The organism is Micrococcus sp. iso_26 (assembly GCF_056172975.1).
The window spans coordinates 1-15,669 of the sequence record NZ_CM149652.1 but is presented as its reverse complement, the minus strand read 5'-3'; the positions used below and the strand labels follow the sequence as shown (position 1 = coordinate 15,669).

At 71.8% G+C, this 15,669-nt stretch carries 13 protein-coding genes and 2 tRNA genes; 2 read left to right on the top strand and 13 right to left on the bottom strand.

The features are described from left to right. Positions 1–7 precede the first annotated feature (7 nt). Positions 8–538: a peptidylprolyl isomerase gene (locus AC0VX0_RS00075; protein WP_010079725.1), complete on the bottom strand. Its 531-nt coding sequence runs from the start codon at positions 536–538 to the stop codon at positions 8–10. A gap of 186 nt (positions 539–724) precedes the next feature. Here AC0VX0_RS00075 and AC0VX0_RS00070 point away from each other — a divergent pair, with 186 nt between their 5' ends. Continuing rightward, positions 725–1,960 carry a hypothetical protein gene (locus AC0VX0_RS00070; protein WP_163721615.1) on the top strand — a complete coding sequence of 412 codons (1,236 nt, stop codon included), beginning with the start codon at positions 725–727 and terminating at the stop codon, positions 1,958–1,960. Positions 1,961–2,176: 216 nt separating this feature from the next. Next, positions 2,177–2,824, top strand: coding sequence for an MBL fold metallo-hydrolase (locus AC0VX0_RS00065; RefSeq protein ID WP_163721613.1), 648 nt, complete (start codon positions 2,177–2,179; stop codon positions 2,822–2,824). A gap of 33 nt (positions 2,825–2,857) precedes the next feature. On the opposite strand, the gene AC0VX0_RS00060 is transcribed toward AC0VX0_RS00065, so the two are convergent. The 12 genes from AC0VX0_RS00060 to dnaA all read right to left on the bottom strand — a co-directional run bounded on the left by AC0VX0_RS00060 (position 2,858) and on the right by dnaA (position 15,669). Next, positions 2,858–3,085, bottom strand: coding sequence for an amphi-Trp domain-containing protein (locus tag AC0VX0_RS00060; RefSeq protein ID WP_020624434.1), 228 nt, complete (start codon positions 3,083–3,085; stop codon positions 2,858–2,860). Positions 3,086–3,161: 76 nt separating this feature from the next. Beyond that, positions 3,162–3,950: a queuosine precursor transporter gene (locus AC0VX0_RS00055; RefSeq protein WP_049145006.1), complete on the bottom strand. Its 789-nt coding sequence runs from the start codon at positions 3,948–3,950 to the stop codon at positions 3,162–3,164. A gap of 252 nt (positions 3,951–4,202) precedes the next feature. Further along, positions 4,203–4,275, bottom strand: a tRNA-Ala gene (locus AC0VX0_RS00050). A gap of 11 nt (positions 4,276–4,286) precedes the next feature. Beyond that, positions 4,287–4,448 carry a hypothetical protein gene (locus tag AC0VX0_RS00045; protein ID WP_020624432.1) on the bottom strand — a complete coding sequence of 54 codons (162 nt, stop codon included), beginning with the start codon at positions 4,446–4,448 and terminating at the stop codon, positions 4,287–4,289. A gap of 58 nt (positions 4,449–4,506) precedes the next feature. Next, positions 4,507–4,580 (bottom strand) — tRNA-Ile (locus AC0VX0_RS00040). A 100-nt stretch (positions 4,581–4,680) separates the two neighbouring features. Beyond that, a complete protein-coding gene (locus AC0VX0_RS00035; RefSeq protein WP_010079768.1) occupies positions 4,681–5,181 on the bottom strand; it encodes a DUF3566 domain-containing protein in 501 nt (166 codons plus the stop codon). Further along, on the bottom strand, positions 5,178–7,874 hold the full coding sequence (gyrA, locus tag AC0VX0_RS00030; protein WP_095353489.1) for a DNA gyrase subunit A: 2,697 nt from the start codon (positions 7,872–7,874) through the stop codon (positions 5,178–5,180). Before gyrA ends, AC0VX0_RS00035 begins: the two co-directional genes overlap by 4 nt. Before the next feature lie 68 nt (positions 7,875–7,942). Continuing rightward, a complete protein-coding gene (gyrB, locus tag AC0VX0_RS00025; protein WP_179288527.1) occupies positions 7,943–10,093 on the bottom strand; it encodes a DNA topoisomerase (ATP-hydrolyzing) subunit B in 2,151 nt (716 codons plus the stop codon). A 370-nt stretch (positions 10,094–10,463) separates the two neighbouring features. Beyond that, a complete protein-coding gene (locus AC0VX0_RS00020) occupies positions 10,464–11,027 on the bottom strand; it encodes a DciA family protein (RefSeq protein WP_010079771.1) in 564 nt (187 codons plus the stop codon). Next, a complete protein-coding gene (recF, locus tag AC0VX0_RS00015) occupies positions 11,020–12,234 on the bottom strand; it encodes a DNA replication/repair protein RecF (RefSeq protein WP_095353491.1) in 1,215 nt (404 codons plus the stop codon). The genes AC0VX0_RS00020 and recF overlap by 8 nt, the downstream gene beginning before the upstream one ends. Positions 12,235–12,255: 21 nt before the next feature. After that, the gene (gene dnaN / locus AC0VX0_RS00010) at positions 12,256–13,371 is read right to left on the bottom strand and encodes a DNA polymerase III subunit beta (RefSeq protein WP_002856446.1); all 1,116 of its coding nucleotides are present in this window, start codon (positions 13,369–13,371) and stop codon (positions 12,256–12,258) included. Positions 13,372–14,121: 750 nt separating this feature from the next. Continuing rightward, positions 14,122–15,669 carry a chromosomal replication initiator protein DnaA gene (gene dnaA, locus AC0VX0_RS00005; protein ID WP_357012965.1) on the bottom strand — a complete coding sequence of 516 codons (1,548 nt, stop codon included), beginning with the start codon at positions 15,667–15,669 and terminating at the stop codon, positions 14,122–14,124.

Below are 15,669 nucleotides of genomic sequence, written 5' to 3'. Positions count from 1 at the left end.
GGGCTGCTCAGGCCTCGTCGATGTCGATGGACTCGATGACGACGTCCTCGAGCGGGCGGTCACGGGGATCGGTGGCGACGGCGTTGAGCTCGTCCACGACCTTCTGGGAGGCCTCGTCCTTCACCTCGCCGAAGATGGTGTGCTTGCCGTTGAGCCAGCCGGTGGGCACGGAGGTGATGAAGAACTGCGAGCCGTTGGTGCCGGGGCCGGCGTTGGCCATGGCCAGCAGGTAGGGACGGTCGAACTGCAGCTCGGGGTGGATCTCGTCGCCGAACTGGTAGCCGGGGCCGCCGATGCCCATGCCGAGCGGGTCGCCGCCCTGGATCATGAAGTCCTTGATGATGCGGTGGAACACGGTGCCGGAGTACAGCGGGGCGCCGTTGTTCTTCTCACCGGTCTGCGGGTGGGTCCACTCCTGCTCGCCGGTGGCGAGACCCACGAAGTTCTTCACGGTCTTCGGGGCGTGGTTGCCGAACAGCTCGACGACGATGTCGCCGTGGTTCGTGTGGATGGTCGCGGTGTGCGTCTTGTTCGCCATGCGCCCCATTGTTCCATCCGCGGCGGCGGGCCGTCCGGATCCCGCCGTCCGGGCTCGGGATCTTCCGCGATCGGCGTACGCACTCCCGGCGTGCCGGGACCCGTGCCACGGCGGGGGTCGGCCACTAGGCTGGGCCTCGAGGACCACCGCGTTCAACGACCATCCAGAACTCACGGGAGGCATCACATGGCTCGCACGACCCTGCACGACGAGATCCAGCACGACGGCGGCGCGAACGCGTTCGTCGCACGCCAGGCGGAGAACCTGCGCCACTGGGCCGCCCCGAAGGTGGAGTCCACCCGCGCCTGGAGCGAGGTGGCCGCGGCCTACGGGCTGATCGGCGGCTCCGCCGCGGCCGAGGAGGGCCGCCGCAAGGCCCAGGACGCCAAGAAGGAGTACGGCCCCGTGGTCGAGCGCGGGGCGCGGAAGGCCGGCGAGGCCGTCGCGCACCAGTACGGGCTGCTGGCCCCCGCCGTCGCCAAGGGCGTGGACACCGTCCAGGACTTCCTCGAGCACCTGCAGGCCCAGGCGCAGGACGCCGGCCACGAGGTGCAGCAGCAGTTCGCCGCGGCGCGCAAGGACGCCGAGAGGGCCGCGAAGAAGGGCCGCCGTCGTGGGGGCCGCAAGGCCAAGCAGCTGCGCCGGGACGGCCGCCAGACCGCCAAGGGCCTGCGCAAGGACGCGAAGAAGGCCGCCAAGGGCGCCCGCAAGGACGCGCAGCGGTCCGCCGCCCTGTTCAGCGACCGTGCCGGCCAGGCCAAGGACGCCGCCGCCGCGGGCGGCCTGACCCTCGCCGGCCTCCTCGCCACGGGTCTGTCCGCGCTGCAGGAGCAGGGCGGGAAGGTGGGCCCGCAGGTGCAGGCCCGCCTGGCCGACGCCGGCGACTACGCCCAGCGCCGCAAGGAGGAGGTCCTCCCCGTGGCCGCCGCCCGCCTGGCCGACGGTGCCGCGCACGCCCGCAAGACCGCCCACGACGTCGAGGTCCCGGACGCCCTGGAGCAGGCCCTGATCAAGCTCACCGGGGACAAGGCGATCGTGAAGCGCCTGCGCCAGGGCGCCGAGCAGTACGCCGGCGCCGCCGAGAAGGACCTGAACCGTGCCGCCGGTCGCCGGGCCTCCCGCTCGGGCGGCCGCGCCTGGATCGTCGCGGGCATGGCGGCCGCCGCCGCCGGCGCCGGCTTCGCCCTGTGGCGCCTGACCAAGCCGGTGCAGGATCCGTGGACCGCCCCGGTGCCGGGCCCGATCACCGCGAACATCCCGGTGGTGGAGGCCAACAACCCCTACGCCCAGCAGCAGAAGGTCGTGGCCGAGGCCGGCTCGGCCGCGGCGGGTCAGGGCGTGCGGGTGGACACCGCCACGCCGGACCCGGTGGCCGCCGCCAACGCGAAGGTGCTGGGCGTCCAGCCCGGGCAGCAGCGCTGACCCGCTCCCCCGCGCCCTGAGCGCGCAGCGGACGGCGACCGGCCCGCGCATCCTCGGCAGGACCGAGGGGGCGCGGGCCGGCGCGCGTCCGGGCGCAGGTCGGGGCGGGAGCCGGTGGGCCGCCGTCGAACGGGGCGCGGGCCTTGTCCGCCGCCGGGAGCGCGCGGGAGGCTGGGAGCGCCCGGGATCCCGACGCCGGGCGGAGGAGTGATCTGCATGAGCACGACCCTGACCCTCTTCGGCCACTCGGCCGTCCGCCTCGAGAAGGCCGGCCGGTGCCTCGCGTTCGACCCCGGCGCGTTCAGCGACGCGGCGGTCCTGGACGGCGCGGACGCCGTCCTCGTGACGCACGGCCACCCGGACCACGTGGTCCCCGAGCAGCTGGCCCGGGCGTTGGCCGGCACGGAGACGCACGTGTGGGCGCCACGGGACCTCACGGGGCCGCTGGCGGAGGCGGGGCTCGCCGCCGGGCGCGTGCACACGGCCGTCCCCGGGGAGACGTTCGAGGCCGCCGGCTTCCGGGTGGAGGTGCTCGGCGGGGAGCACGCGGTGATCCACGCCGAGGTGCCGCGCCCGGTCAACGTGTCCTACCTCGTGGACGGGGCCGTGCTGCACCCCGGCGACTCGTTCACGGTGCCGGACGCCGACGTCGAGGTGCTCCTGCTGCCCGCCGCGGCGCCGTGGCTGCGCATCGCGGACGTGGTGGACCAGATGCGGGCCATCGCGGCGACGCACACCCGCCCCATCCACGACGGCATCCTCAGCGAGGACGGCAAGGGCGTGGTGGATCGGGTGCTCTCGGGTCTCGCCGAGGGCGTGACCGACTACCGGCGCCTGGCCCCCGGGGAGCCCTGGACGTTCTGAGGCACGGGGAGGCAGCGGCCGGCCCGGGGCCGGTCACCAGCTGAGGGTGATCTCCAGCTCGGCGTCGCCGCCGTCCTCGACCTCGAGCTCCACCTCGAGGCCCACGCGGTCCGGGACGGTGACGACGACGTCGCGGCCGCCGTGCTCGACCCGCACCTCGTTCTGCCGGGAGAGCTGGTCGGCGAGGTCGCGTAGGCGTGCGGCGGCCTGCTCACGGCTGAGGGTCTGCTGCTGCTCGTGCTCGAAGAGGTCCTTGCCCATGGCACCGACGGTAGCCGGTGGGCGGGGTGCGCGCGACGGACGGGCCCCGGCGCGGCCGCGCCGGGGCCCGTGCGGGTCAGCGGGACGCGGCCGGGGCGAGGGCGGGATCGTCGTCGCGGTGGATCTCGAAGCCGGGTGCCCGGTAGGTGGGCTCCCGGCGCTTGAGGGCGCGGATGACGAGCAGGGTCACCGGCACGATGAGGATCTCCACGAGAGTCTTGTACGCGAAGCCGGTCACCGTGTAGTTCGCCAGTTCCAGCAGCGAGATGGTGCCGGCGTAGGCGATGGTGCAGAAGATCAGGGTGTCGAAGAACTGGCCGACCACGGTCGAGAGGATGAGCCGGAACGCCACGTGCCGTTCCCTCATGCGCTCCTTGAGGCGGACCACGATGGACGCGTTGAGCAGGGAGCCCACGAGGAACGCGACGAAGCCGGCCACGGTGATCCGCAGCATGGGCGCCAGGGCCTGGTCCCACACCTCGAAGCCCTCGACGGGCGTGGTCCAGGAGACCACCGTGTAGGTGAGGGCGGCGAGCACGAGCATCGCGAAGCCGAGGACGATGGCGCGGCGGGCCCGGCGCCAGCCGTACACCTCGGCGAGGATGTCGCCGACGATGTACGCGAACGGGAACAGGAAGGCGCCGCCGTCGAAGATGAGCGGGCCGCCGTCGTAGAAGAGGTCCGAGATGACCGGGACGGTGGGGCCGTAGAAGAGCTTGGCCGCGGTGACGCCGGAGAGGATCAGGAGGGCGATGAAGACGCCCACGAAGATGTCGTAGTAGCTCGCGGGCACCCGGGCGTAGGCCGGAGTGCCCTGCCCAGAGGCGGGTCGGTCGGGGGACGGGGTGTCGATGGTGGTGTTCACCGGACCATCCAACACCACGCACGACGGCGGTGGGCGCGGTGGGCGGGTCCGGCGGCGGGGGTTCGGGGCAGGCCATCCCCGTCCCTCCGTGGGCAGAAACGCCCTCTCTTCTGCCCACGGGGCCCGAAGTCCTGCGGTTTGTGCCCCAGGAGCCCCCGGGTCGCCGGTTTCTGCCCACGGTGCCGGCGCCGGCGGCCACCCTGGGCATACGAAAGGGCCCGGGAGTCTCACGACTCCCGGGCCCTTCTTCGGTGGAGGCAAGGGGACTCGAACCCCTAACCCCCTGCTTGCAAAGCAGGTGCGCTACCAATTGCGCCATGCCCCCGTGAGGACCGGTCAGTCCTCCGGTGCCGGCTCGACGCCGTCGGCGTCCTCCGGCAGGTCGTCCGTGGCCGTGGCCCAGACGTCCTTCCCCGCACTGTTCTCCCGCCAGAGACGCGCCCCATAGGCGGCTGCCGCGGCGCTGACCACGAGGGCCACGCGTGCCAGTCGACCCATGGGAAGACCTCCGGAGACGAACGGAGCCCCAGCGGACCGGGGCTCTGTGTGGTGGGAGTGGGCGTACCAAGACTTGAACTTGGGACCTCTTCGTTATCAGCGAAGCGCTCTAACCGCCTGAGCTATACGCCCTCACCGTCGCTCACGGCTGACGCCGTTCACAACAGGAGATGACTGTACAGGAACGCCGACGCCCCGCGCAAATCCGCGCGGGGCGTCGTCGAGGGTCTCCTCAGTCGTCCGTCAGCGTGACGCCGAGGCCGCCCACGAGGCTCGCGCAGAGGTTGTAGAGCAGCGCGGCCACGGTGGCCAGGGCGGTCAGCAGGATGACGTTGACCACGGCCAGCACGGTGGCCAGCGAGGTCACGGTGCTCAGCGGGGCCAGGGACGCCACGGTGTAGCGCCCGGCCTCGGAGCCGAGCACGGTGCCGATCACGTCGTTGACCCTGTCGAAGATCCCGAGGACGTCGGACAGCGAGTACAGCGCCACCGCCGCCACCACCGTGAGGATGCCCAGCGCCACCGAGAGCAGGAACGCCAGCTTCAGCACGGACCACGGGTCCACCCGGGTCAGGACCAGGCGGGCGCGGCGCACCTTGGCCTTCGGGACGGCGCGGACCAGGTCCTCCTGCGAGGACCCGCTGGCCTTGCGCACCGGGCGGCCGGACCGCGGCTCGGCGGCCTTCCCGGTGCTCCGCCCCTGGCCGGGACGCGACGACGCGGACGTGCTCACTGCTCTCCTCCGTCTGCACCCTCACCGGCGTCCTGCGTCAGGGCGTCCTCCGGTGCGGCTACGGGGTCGGTCGGGTCGATGTCTGCGTCCAAGGGTACATCCGGCCCCGCCTCGGCCTCGGCGTCCGCCTTCGCCTCCATCTCCTGCTCATTGTTCAGGGTGACGGCGACGATCCGGTCCCGCTTGTCCGGCTTGGCGAAGATCACGCCCATCGTGTCGCGGCCCTTGGCCGGCACGCCGGCGACGGCGGAGCGCACCACCTTGCCCGAGGCCATCACCACGAGGACCTCCTGGTCCTCGCGCACCACGAGACCGCCGGCGAGCTCGCCGCGGTCGTCCACGAGCTTGGCGACCTTGATGCCGAGGCCGCCGCGGTTCTGCAGGCGGTACTCGTCCACGTGGGTGCGCTTGGCGAAGCCGCCGTCCGTGACGGTGAAGACGTAGCCGTCCTCCTCCACCACGTCCATCGTCAGCAGGGAGTCGTCGTCGCGGAACTTCATGCCCGTCACGCCCGAGGTCGCACGGCCCATGGGACGCAGCGCCTCGTCCGTGGCGGTGAACCGCAGGGACTGGCCCTTGTGCGAGATCAGGATGAGGTCGTCGTCGGGTGAGACCACGCGGGCCGAGACCAGCTCGTCCCCCTCGCGCAGCTTGATGGCGATCAGGCCGGCGGTGCGGTTCGTGTCGTAGTCCAGCAGCGGCGTCTTCTTCACGAGGCCGCCGCGCGTGGCGAGCACGAGGTACGGGGCCCGGCCGTAGTCCACGAGCGGCTGGATCTGGGCGATCCGCTCGTCCGGCTGGAACGCGAGCAGGTTGGCCACGTGCTGGCCCTTCGCGTCGCGGCCGGCCTCGAGCAGCTCGTACGTCTTGATGCGGTACACGCGGCCGAAGTTCGTGAAGAACAGCAGCCAGTGGTGCGTGGACACGGTGAGGAAGTGCTCGACGACGTCGTCGCCGCGCAGCGTGGCCCCGCGCACGCCCTTGCCGCCGCGCGCCTGGGACCGGTACTGGTCGATCCGGGTGCGCTTGACGTAGCCGCCGCGGGTGATGGAGACGACCATCTCCTCCTCGGGGATCAGGTCCTCGATGGACATGTCCCCGTCGAAGCCGGCCATGATCTCGGTGCGGCGGTCGTCGCCGTGCTTGGCCACGATCTCGGCGAGCTCCTCGGAGATGACCTCGCGCTGACGCTGCGGGGACTCCAGGATCCGGTTGTACTCGGCGATCTTGGCCATGAGGTCGTCGTACTCGTCCTGGATCTTCCGGGACTCCAGGGCGGCGAGCTGGCGCAGCTGCATCTGCAGGATGGCCTGGGCCTGGACGTCGTCGATGTCCAGGAGCTCCTTGAGGGCCTCGCGGGCCACGTCCGCCGAGGCCGAGCGGCGGATGGTCGCGATGACCTCGTCCAGCATGTCCAGGGCCTTGAGCAGGCCGCGCAGGATGTGCGCGCGCTCCTCGGCCTTGCGCTTGCGGAACGCGGTGCGGCGCACGATCACGTCGATCTGGTGCTTCACCCAGTGGTGCACGAAGCCGTCCAGGGACAGGGTGCGCGGCACGCCGTCCACGAGCGCGAGCATGTTGGCCGAGAAGTTCGACTGCAGCTCGGTGTGCTTGTAGAGGTTGTTCAGCACCACCTTGGCGACGGCGTCGCGCTTGAGCACGATCACCAGGCGCTGGCCGGTGCGGCCGGAGGTCTCGTCGCGCATGTCCGCGATGCCGCTGATCTTGCCGTCCCGCACCATCTCCGCGATCTTCGCGGCGAGGTTGTCGGGGTTGGTCATGTAGGGCAGCTCGGTGACCACGAGGCACGTGCGGCCCTGGATCTCCTCCACGTTGACCACGGCGCGCATGGTGATGGGGCCGCGGCCGGTCCGGTAGACCTCCTCGATGCCCTTGCGGCCCAGGATCTGGGCGCCCGTAGGGAAGTCGGGGCCGTGCACGCGGGCCAGGAGCGCCTCGAGCAGCTCCTCGCGGGTGGCCTCGGGGTGCTCGAGGTACCACTGCACGCCCGCGGCCACCTCGCGCATGTTGTGCGGCGGGATGTTCGTGGCCATGCCGACGGCGATGCCCGAGGAGCCGTTGACCAGCAGGTTCGGATACCGGGCGGGCAGGACGACGGGCTCCTGCTGCTTGCCGTCGTAGTTGTCCTGCATGTCGACGGTGTCCTCGTCGATGTCCCGGACCATCTCCATGGCCAGCGGGGCCATCTTGGTCTCGGTGTAGCGCTGGGCGGCCGCGCCGTCGTTGCCCGGGGAGCCGAAGTTGCCCTGGCCGAGCGCCAGCGGGTAGCGCTGGACCCAGTCCTGGATGAGGCGCACGAGGGCGTCGTAGATCGCGGTGTCGCCGTGCGGGTGGTAGTTGCCCATCACGTCGCCCACCACGCGGGCGGACTTGTTGAACGCGCGGTCCGGACGGTAGCCGCCGTCGTACATCGCGTAGAGCACGCGACGGTGCACGGGCTTGAGGCCGTCGCGCACGTCCGGCAGCGCGCGGCCGACGATCACGGCCATCGCGTAGTCCAGGTACGAGCGCTTCATCTCCGACTCGAGGTCGACGGGCTCGACCTTGTCGGCGGCGCCCTCGGGGAGCACGTAGTGCTCGACCTCGATGTCCAGGCCGGTCTGCGGGGGCTGCGGGGTCGGGGCGCCCTCGACGGGCTCGTCCGGGGTCTGGGGGGTGGTCTCGTCGCTCACGCGGGTCCTCTCGTGCTCCCCGCGACGGCGGGGAGGGTGGTCGGCTCAGGCAGGTCTGCGGGTCCGGCTCAGACGTCCAGGAAGCGGATGTCCTTGGCGTTCTGCTGGATGAAGGTGCGGCGGGACTCCACGTCCTCGCCCATGAGCATGGAGAAGACGGCGTCCGCGGCGGCGGCGTCCTCCATGGTCACCTGCAGCAGGGTGCGGTGCTCCGGATCCATGGTGGTGTCCCAGAGCTCCTGGTAGTTCATCTCGCCCAGACCCTTGTAGCGCTGCACGCCGTTGTCCTTGGGGTAGCGCCAGCCCTTGGCAAGGCCGGCCTCGACGGCGGCGTCGCGCTCCTCGTCCGAGAACACGTAGTCGTGCGGGGCGTTGGACCACTTGATGCGGTACAGCGGCGGCTGCGCGAGGAACACGTGGCCGGCCTCGATGAGCGGGCGCATGTACCGGAACAGGACGGTCAGCAGCAGCGTGGTGATGTGCTGGCCGTCCACGTCCGCATCCGCCATGAGCACGATCTTGTGGTACCGCAGCTTGGAGATGTCGAACTCCTCGCCGATGTTGGTGCCGAACGCCGTGATCATCGACTGGATCTCGGCGTTGCCGAGGGCCTTGTCCAGGCGGGCGCGCTCCACGTTCAGGATCTTGCCGCGCAGCGGCAGGATGGCCTGCGTCTCCGGGTTGCGGCCCTGCTTGGCCGAGCCGCCGGCGGAGTCGCCCTCCACGATGTACACCTCGCAGCGCTCGGGGTCCTTCGAGGAGCAGTCGGCCAGCTTGCCGGGCATGCCGAAGGACTCCAGCGGGGACTTGCGGCGCGCGTTGTCCCGGGCCTTGCGGGCGGCCAGGCGGGCGTGCGAGGCCATGATGGCCTTGCGGATGATCTCCTTGGCCGGGCCCGGATTGCGCTCGAACCAGTCGCCGAGGTGGTCCGTGACCGCCTTGGACACGAACCCGCGGGCCTCGGAGTTGCCGAGCTTGGTCTTGGTCTGGCCCTCGAACTGCGGCTCGGAGAGCTTCACGGAGATCACGGCGGTCAGGCCCTCGCGGATGTCCTCGCCCGTGAGGTTGTCCTCCTTGGGCTTGAGGATCTCCTTCTCCCGCGCGTAGCGGTTGACCAGGGAGGTCAGCGCGGCGCGGAAGCCCTCCTCGTGGGTGCCGCCCTCGTGGGTGTTGATCGTGTTCGCGTAGGTGTGCACGGACTCCGAGTAGGCGGAGGTCCACTGCATGGCCACCTCGACGGCCATGGAGCGGCCGTCCGAGACGTCCTCGGCCTCGAAGGCGATGACGTCGTCGTGGACGTACTCGACCTTCTTGGCGGAGTTGAGGTGCTGGACGTAGTCGAGCAGGCCGTTCTCGTACAGGTAGGTGACGGAGCGGCGCTGGGGCTCCTGCTCCGCCTCCTCCGCCAGGCCGTTCTCCGCGACGTCCTCACCGGCGGCGCCCTCGCCCGCGATCTCGTCGTCGACGACCTCGTTGGACTCCTGGACGCGCTCGTCCGTGAGGGTGATGCGCAGGCCCCTGTTGAGGAAGGCCATCTGCTGGAAGCGGGCACGCAGGGTCTCGTAGTCGAACTCGATCGAGTCGAAGATCTCCGCGTCCGGGTAGAACGTCTGCACGGTGCCGGTGGCGTCCGTGGCCTCCCCCTTGACCAGCTCACCCTGGGGCACGCCGCCGTCCGCGAAGGACATGCGCCACACGTGCCCCTGACGGCGGACCTCGGTGTCCACGCGGCGCGAGAGCGCGTTGACCACGGAGATGCCCACGCCGTGCAGGCCGCCCGAGACGGCGTAGCCGCCGCCGCCGAACTTGCCGCCGGCGTGCAGGATCGTCATGACGACCTCGACGGTCGGCCTCCCCTCGGTGGGGTGCAGGTCCACGGGGATGCCGCGGCCGTCGTCCGCCACGCGCACGCCGCCGTCGGCCTGCAGCGTGACGTCGATGCCGGTGGCGTAGCCGGCCAGCGCCTCGTCCACGGAGTTGTCCACGACCTCGTACACGAGGTGATGCAGGCCCCGCGGGCCGGTGGAGCCGATGTACATGCCGGGGCGCTTGCGGACGGCCTCGAGGCCCTCGAGCACGGTGATGGCGCTGGCGCCGTACTCACCGGGCACCTTCCGGTCCTTCACCGGGGCCTCGGGCTGCCCGACGGCGTCCGGCACGGCCTCCGGGTTCGGCGCGGCCGACGCGGCGGTCGGCTCCTCCGCGGGGTTCTCGGGCATGGCGTCAACCACGGGTGGCTCACTTCCTCGGACGTCGGCGACAGGGTCGACCCGCGCGCAGGCGCGCGACGCCGCCCGGACAGGACCGGCACGCGACACGCTCCCGCAGATCCACGGGGGCGGGGGACGGACGACGGCCGGCCCCCTTTCACTGGTTCCAGTGTACCGCCTGACACCCCGAGGGCCCGCATCGACGGGGGTCCGCCGCGGGAGAACACCCGCTCAGCGGCCAGGGACACGGCTCAGGACGTGCGCAGGAGACCGCCCATGCCTCCCGGGCCGTCACCGACCCTGTGAGCGCGCCAGAGCGGCACCCATGGCCTCGCCGCGTCCGGGACGCCGTCGTGCGCCGCGGGGGGCGGCCCCGGACTCAGCCGTAGGTGTCGCGTGGCCCGCGGCCGCCGCGCACGGTGCGCGGCCCCTTGCGCCAGCTCGGGGCCTGCGGCCCCGCCACCTCGATGCGGGTCACGACGCCGGGCCCGAGCGCCTCGTCGAAGCGCTGCAGGAGCACGGGGCTCATCAGGCGCAGCTGCGTGGCCCACGCGGTGGAGCTCGTCCGGACCCGCACCACGGAGTCCTCGAAGCTCTCCGGGCGGCAGTGCAGCGCGATCTCCGGCCCCACCAGCTCGGCCCAGCGAGTGAGCACGGAGCCGACCGCCACGGGGGTGGACCAGCCGCGGTCGCGGATGAGCCGGCCGAACACGGTGGACACCGTGGCCGGGTCCCGGTCCGCACCCCCGAACGGGCGTCGACGGTCCTGCCGCTCCCGGCCGGCCGACGTCGTGCCCGCCATGGCCCCGGCCAGGCCCGCGCCCGTCCCCCGCGCCCGCAGCGGCGCCTCGCCCCGCTCCCGGGCGGCCTCGCGGACCCGGCGCAGCTGCACGAGCGCCAGGTCCGGCCGGTCCGGCTCGAACGGGGCGGGGGTCTCAGCCATCGGCGCCGCCCTCGCGCCGGGGCTCACGGATGTCCCCCTCCACGGGGGCCGCGGCGGCCACGGCCTCGGAGCCCTCTGCGTCCTGGCGGATGAGCACGCGGTGGGCCGTGAGCTCCTCGGGGACGTCCTCGAGCGCGGCGGCCGTGACGATCACCTGCTCGGCCCGGTGGACGAGCGCGGCGAGGCGGCGGCGACGGGCGGCGTCGAGCTCCGCGAACACGTCGTCCAGGATCAGGACGGGGCGGGCGTCGGGGTCCGGGTCGTCGGCCACGAGCACGTCGTAGGCCGCCATGCGCAGGGCGAGCGCCAGCGACCACGTCTCCCCGTGGGAGGCGTAGCCGCGCGCGGGCGCCGGGCCCAGGAAGAGGGCGAGCTCGTCCCGGTGCGGGCCCACCAGGGTGAGCGCCCGCGCCCGCTCCTCCTCCCGTTGGGCCTCGAGCGTCCGGTGCATGTCCGCGGCCAGGTCCGCCACGGCCGGGACCTCCGCGTGGGTGCCGCGGGCCAGCGGGACGGTGGACTCGTAGGCGTAGGCCGCGGCCTTGGAGCCGTTGGTCAGCGCCGCGTACATCTCCTGGAGGGGGCGGGCCAGCAGGCGCAGCACGTGCAGGCGGCCGTGGAGCAGGCGGGCGCCGGCGGCGCAGAGGTGCTCGTCCCAGACGGCGAGGGTCGCGTCCTCCTCGGGGCCCCAGCGGCGAGAGCCGCGGCTCGACTTGAGCAGGGCGTTGCGCTGGCGCAGCACGCGTTCGTAGTCGGCGGCGGCCTCGCCGAGGGCCGGACGCAGCTGCACCATGAGCTGGTCGAGGAGACGACGGCGGCCACCGGGCTCCCCCGTCACGAGGCTCAGGTCCTCCGGGGCGAAGACCACGGTGCGCAGGATCCCGAGGCCCTCCTTCGCCCGCACGGGGGCGCCGCGGTTGATGGCCACCCGGTTGGACCGGCCCGGCAGGATCTCCAGCTCGAGGGCGACGGCGCGCGACCCGCGGTGCACGCGTCCGGCGATCCGGGCCCGGTCCCGGCCGAAGCGCACGAGCTGAGCGTCCGAGCTGACCCGGTGGGACTGCTGGGCGCCGAGGTAGCCGATCGCCTCCACGAGGTTGGTCTTGCCCACCCCGTTGGCCCCGAGCAGCACCGTGGACCCCGGCGTCAGCTCCAGGTCGGCCCAGCGGTAGGACCGGAAGTCCGCGACGGTGAGGTGGGACAGGTACACGGGAGCGTCCAGCCCCCTGCGTCAGGCGATGCGCACCGGCATCACGAGGTAGCGGTAGTCGGAGACGACGCCGTCCTCCTGGTTCACGCCGGTGAGCAGGGCGGGCTTGGGCGCGGACGTGAACGCGAAGCGCACCTGCGGCTGGTCCACCACGGCCAGGCCCTCGGAGAGGTAGGACGGGTTGAACGCCACGGTGATGTCCTCGCCCTCGAGCGTGCACGGCACGGACTCGTTGGCGCTCGCGTCGTCGCCGGTGCCGGCGTCCAGGGTGACCTGGCCGTCCGTGAACACCATGCGCAGGGCGGTGTTGCGCTCGGCGACGAGGGCCACGCGGCGGGACGCCTCGACCAGGGCGGCGGTGTCCACCACGGCCTGGATGGGGCTGGACTCGGGGAAGAGCGAGCGGATCTTGGGGTACTCGCCGTCCACGAGCACGGAGGTGGTGCGGCGGCCGCCGGAGGCGAAGCCCACGAGGTCGGCGGTCTGACCGAGCAGGATCTCCAGGTCGCCGCCGGAGCCGAGGGACTTGGCGACCTCGGTGAGCGTGCGCGCCTTGATGAGCAGCGACGTCGAGAGGGACGGGTCCGCCGGGGTCCAGCGGATCTCCTTCATGGCCAGCCGGTAGCGGTCCGTGGCCAGGAAGGTCATGGTGTCGCCCTCGATCTCCACCTTCACGGCGGTGAGGATCGGCAGGGTGTCGTCCTTGGAGGCGGCGACGGTGACCTGGGCGACGGCGTGGGCGAACGCGGCGCCGTCCACGGTGCCCGCGGGGGCCGGCAGCTCGGGCAGGGCCGGGTAGTCGCCCACGGGCATCGTGGCCAGGGCGAAGCGGGAGGAGCGGCAGGTGACGAGCACCTTGCCGCCGTCGAGCTCCACCGTGACCTGGGCCTGCGGCAGGGAGCGGACGATGTCGTTCAGCAGGCGGCCGGAGACGAGGACCTGGCCCGCGGTCTCGACGTCCGCCTCGATCTCCAGGCGCGCGGAGGTCTCGTAGTCGAAGCTCGCGATGGACACGACGCCGGCCTCGGCCGTGATCAGCAGGCCCGAGAGCACCGGCACCGGTGGGCGCGGGGACAGGGAGCGGGCGGCCCAGGAGACGGCGTCGGTGAGGATGTCGCGTTCGACGGTGAACTTCACGAGCTGCACTGCCTCTCTGGGGTGATGACGGGGGTTGCGGGCCCGGGGGGAACGGCGACACGCGGGCCTCAGCATAGGCGGTCCGCGCGGCGGGTGTCAGGTCGCCGACGAATGACAGCGGTGTGATTCCACGGATCTCGGGCGCCCGGGCGGAGCCCGGGCCGTCGAGGCGCTCAGCTCGGTGCGGGGCGGTGGAGATGATGTTGCTTGGCGGGATCTCTCCAGAGGGATCAGAAGGAGTGGTAGCGGGTGTGGATCCTGTGGAGAACGCCGTTCTGCCGCGTCACCATGCGGATCCGGTTGGGGGAACCGTGTGGACGCCCGCTCGTTCGGGGTGTGCGTCCGGTGTGGACGAGCCCTGGAGGCCCTCCCCCCGCTCTGCACAGGTTCGACCGGAGTTGTCCAGACTCGTCCCCGGATCCACCCCCCAGTTGTCCACATTCCTGTCCACAGGGCATATCCACACCCGTCGAAACCCGCGAGATCATGCGGTTTTCGGCTGTGGAGACCTGTGGATACGTGTGGGCCACCGAATGACATCCGTGTGATTCATCAGCCTGTGCGCCGTCGCCGTCCCCAGGGGTGTGGACGCGGCGTGAGCGGCCTGATTCCGCCATCCACAGGGGCGGAGGTTGTCCACAGCGGCGGGGGTTCTCCACAGAGTTGTCCACACCGGTGGACAATGTGGAAGAAGACTCGAGTCCCGGTCGAAGGTTCGAACCGGGACTCGAGGGTGGGACGGCGGGTGGCTCAGGCGCCGCGCTGTTTCCGCTTGATCTCGTTGGTGAGCTCGGTGACCTGGTTGTAGATCGTCCGCCGCTCGGCCATCAGCTCGCGGATCTTGCGGTCCGCGTGGATGACGGTGGTGTGGTCGCGACCGCCCAGGACCTGGCCGATCTTGGGCAGGGACATCTCGGTCAGCTCGCGCAGCAGGTACATGGCGATCTGCCGCGCCGTCACCAGCGTGCGGGTGCGGGACTTGCTGGTCAGCTCCTCGAGGGTGAGATTGAAGTACTCCCCCGTGGCGTGCAGGATCAGCTCCGGCGTGATCTCGTGCGCCGTCTCGTCCGTGATCAGGTCCTTGAGCACATGCTCGGCCAGCTCGATGTCCACGGTCTGCCGGTTGAGCGAGGCGAACGCGGTCACGCGGATCAGCGCGCCCTCGAGCTCGCGGATGTTCGTGGAGATGCGCGAGGCGATGTACTCCAGCGCCTCCGGCGGGGCCACGAGCCCCTCGGCCTCCGCCTTCTTCCGGAGGATCGCGATGCGCGTCTCGAGGTCCGGCGGCTGGATGTCCGTGATCAGCCCCCACTCGAAGCGGGAGCGCAGCCGGTCCTCGAACCCGGAGAGCTGCTTGGGCGGCAGGTCCGAGGTGATGACCACCTGCTTGTTGTTGTTGTAGAGCGTGTTGAAGGTGTGGAAGAACTCCTCGACCGTCGCCTCCTTGTCCGCCAGGAACTGGATGTCGTCGATCAGCAGGATGTCCACGTTGCGGTAGACCTGCTTGAACGAGGCGCCCTCGTCGTGGCGGATGGAGTTGATGAAGTCGTTGGTGAACTCCTCCGAGTTCACGTACCGCACCCGCAGGCCCGGGTAGAGGCGGCGGGCGTAGTGCCCGATCGCGTGCAGCAGGTGCGTCTTGCCCAGGCCGGACTCGCCGTAGATGAACAGCGGGTTGTACGCCTTCGCCGGCGCCTCGGCCACCGCGTTCGCGGCGGCGTGCGCGAACCGGTTGGACGAGCCGATCACGAACGTCTCGAAGTGGTAGCGGTCGTTGAGGCGGCTGGTCTCCGCGGACGTCGACGGCGGCGCGGGGGTCGGCTTGCCGTTCCCGTTCGAGGCCGCGTTCGCGGCGGGCGCGACGTCGGCCGGCGGCTCGATGCGGAAGCCCGGCAGCTCCTCGGCGACGGCGCGGCGGGAGGTGGCGGCGGTCGCGGCCGGGGGCAGCTCGACGTCCGGCGCCGCGGCGTCGGACGGCCCGCCGGCGAGGGAGGAGCGGCGGGCCTCGGAGGAGGGGGTCCGCGGCGGCTGCAGGTTCGCATCGATCGAGATGGCCAGCAGGATCTCCTCGCGGAACTCCTTGGTCAGGGCGTCCGTGAGGGCGTCGGCCACCTGGGTGCCCTGGAGGGTCTCGCGGGTGGTCTCGTTCGGCACGGCCAGCAGGAGCGTGTTGCCGATGAGGCCCTGCGGCTGGGCCAGGTAGACGAAGCCCATGAGGCGGGCGCTGACCCGCGCGTCGTCCTCGAGGGAGCCCACGACGGAGCGCCACGAGCTGAGCACGGCCTGGTCTGCCACCAC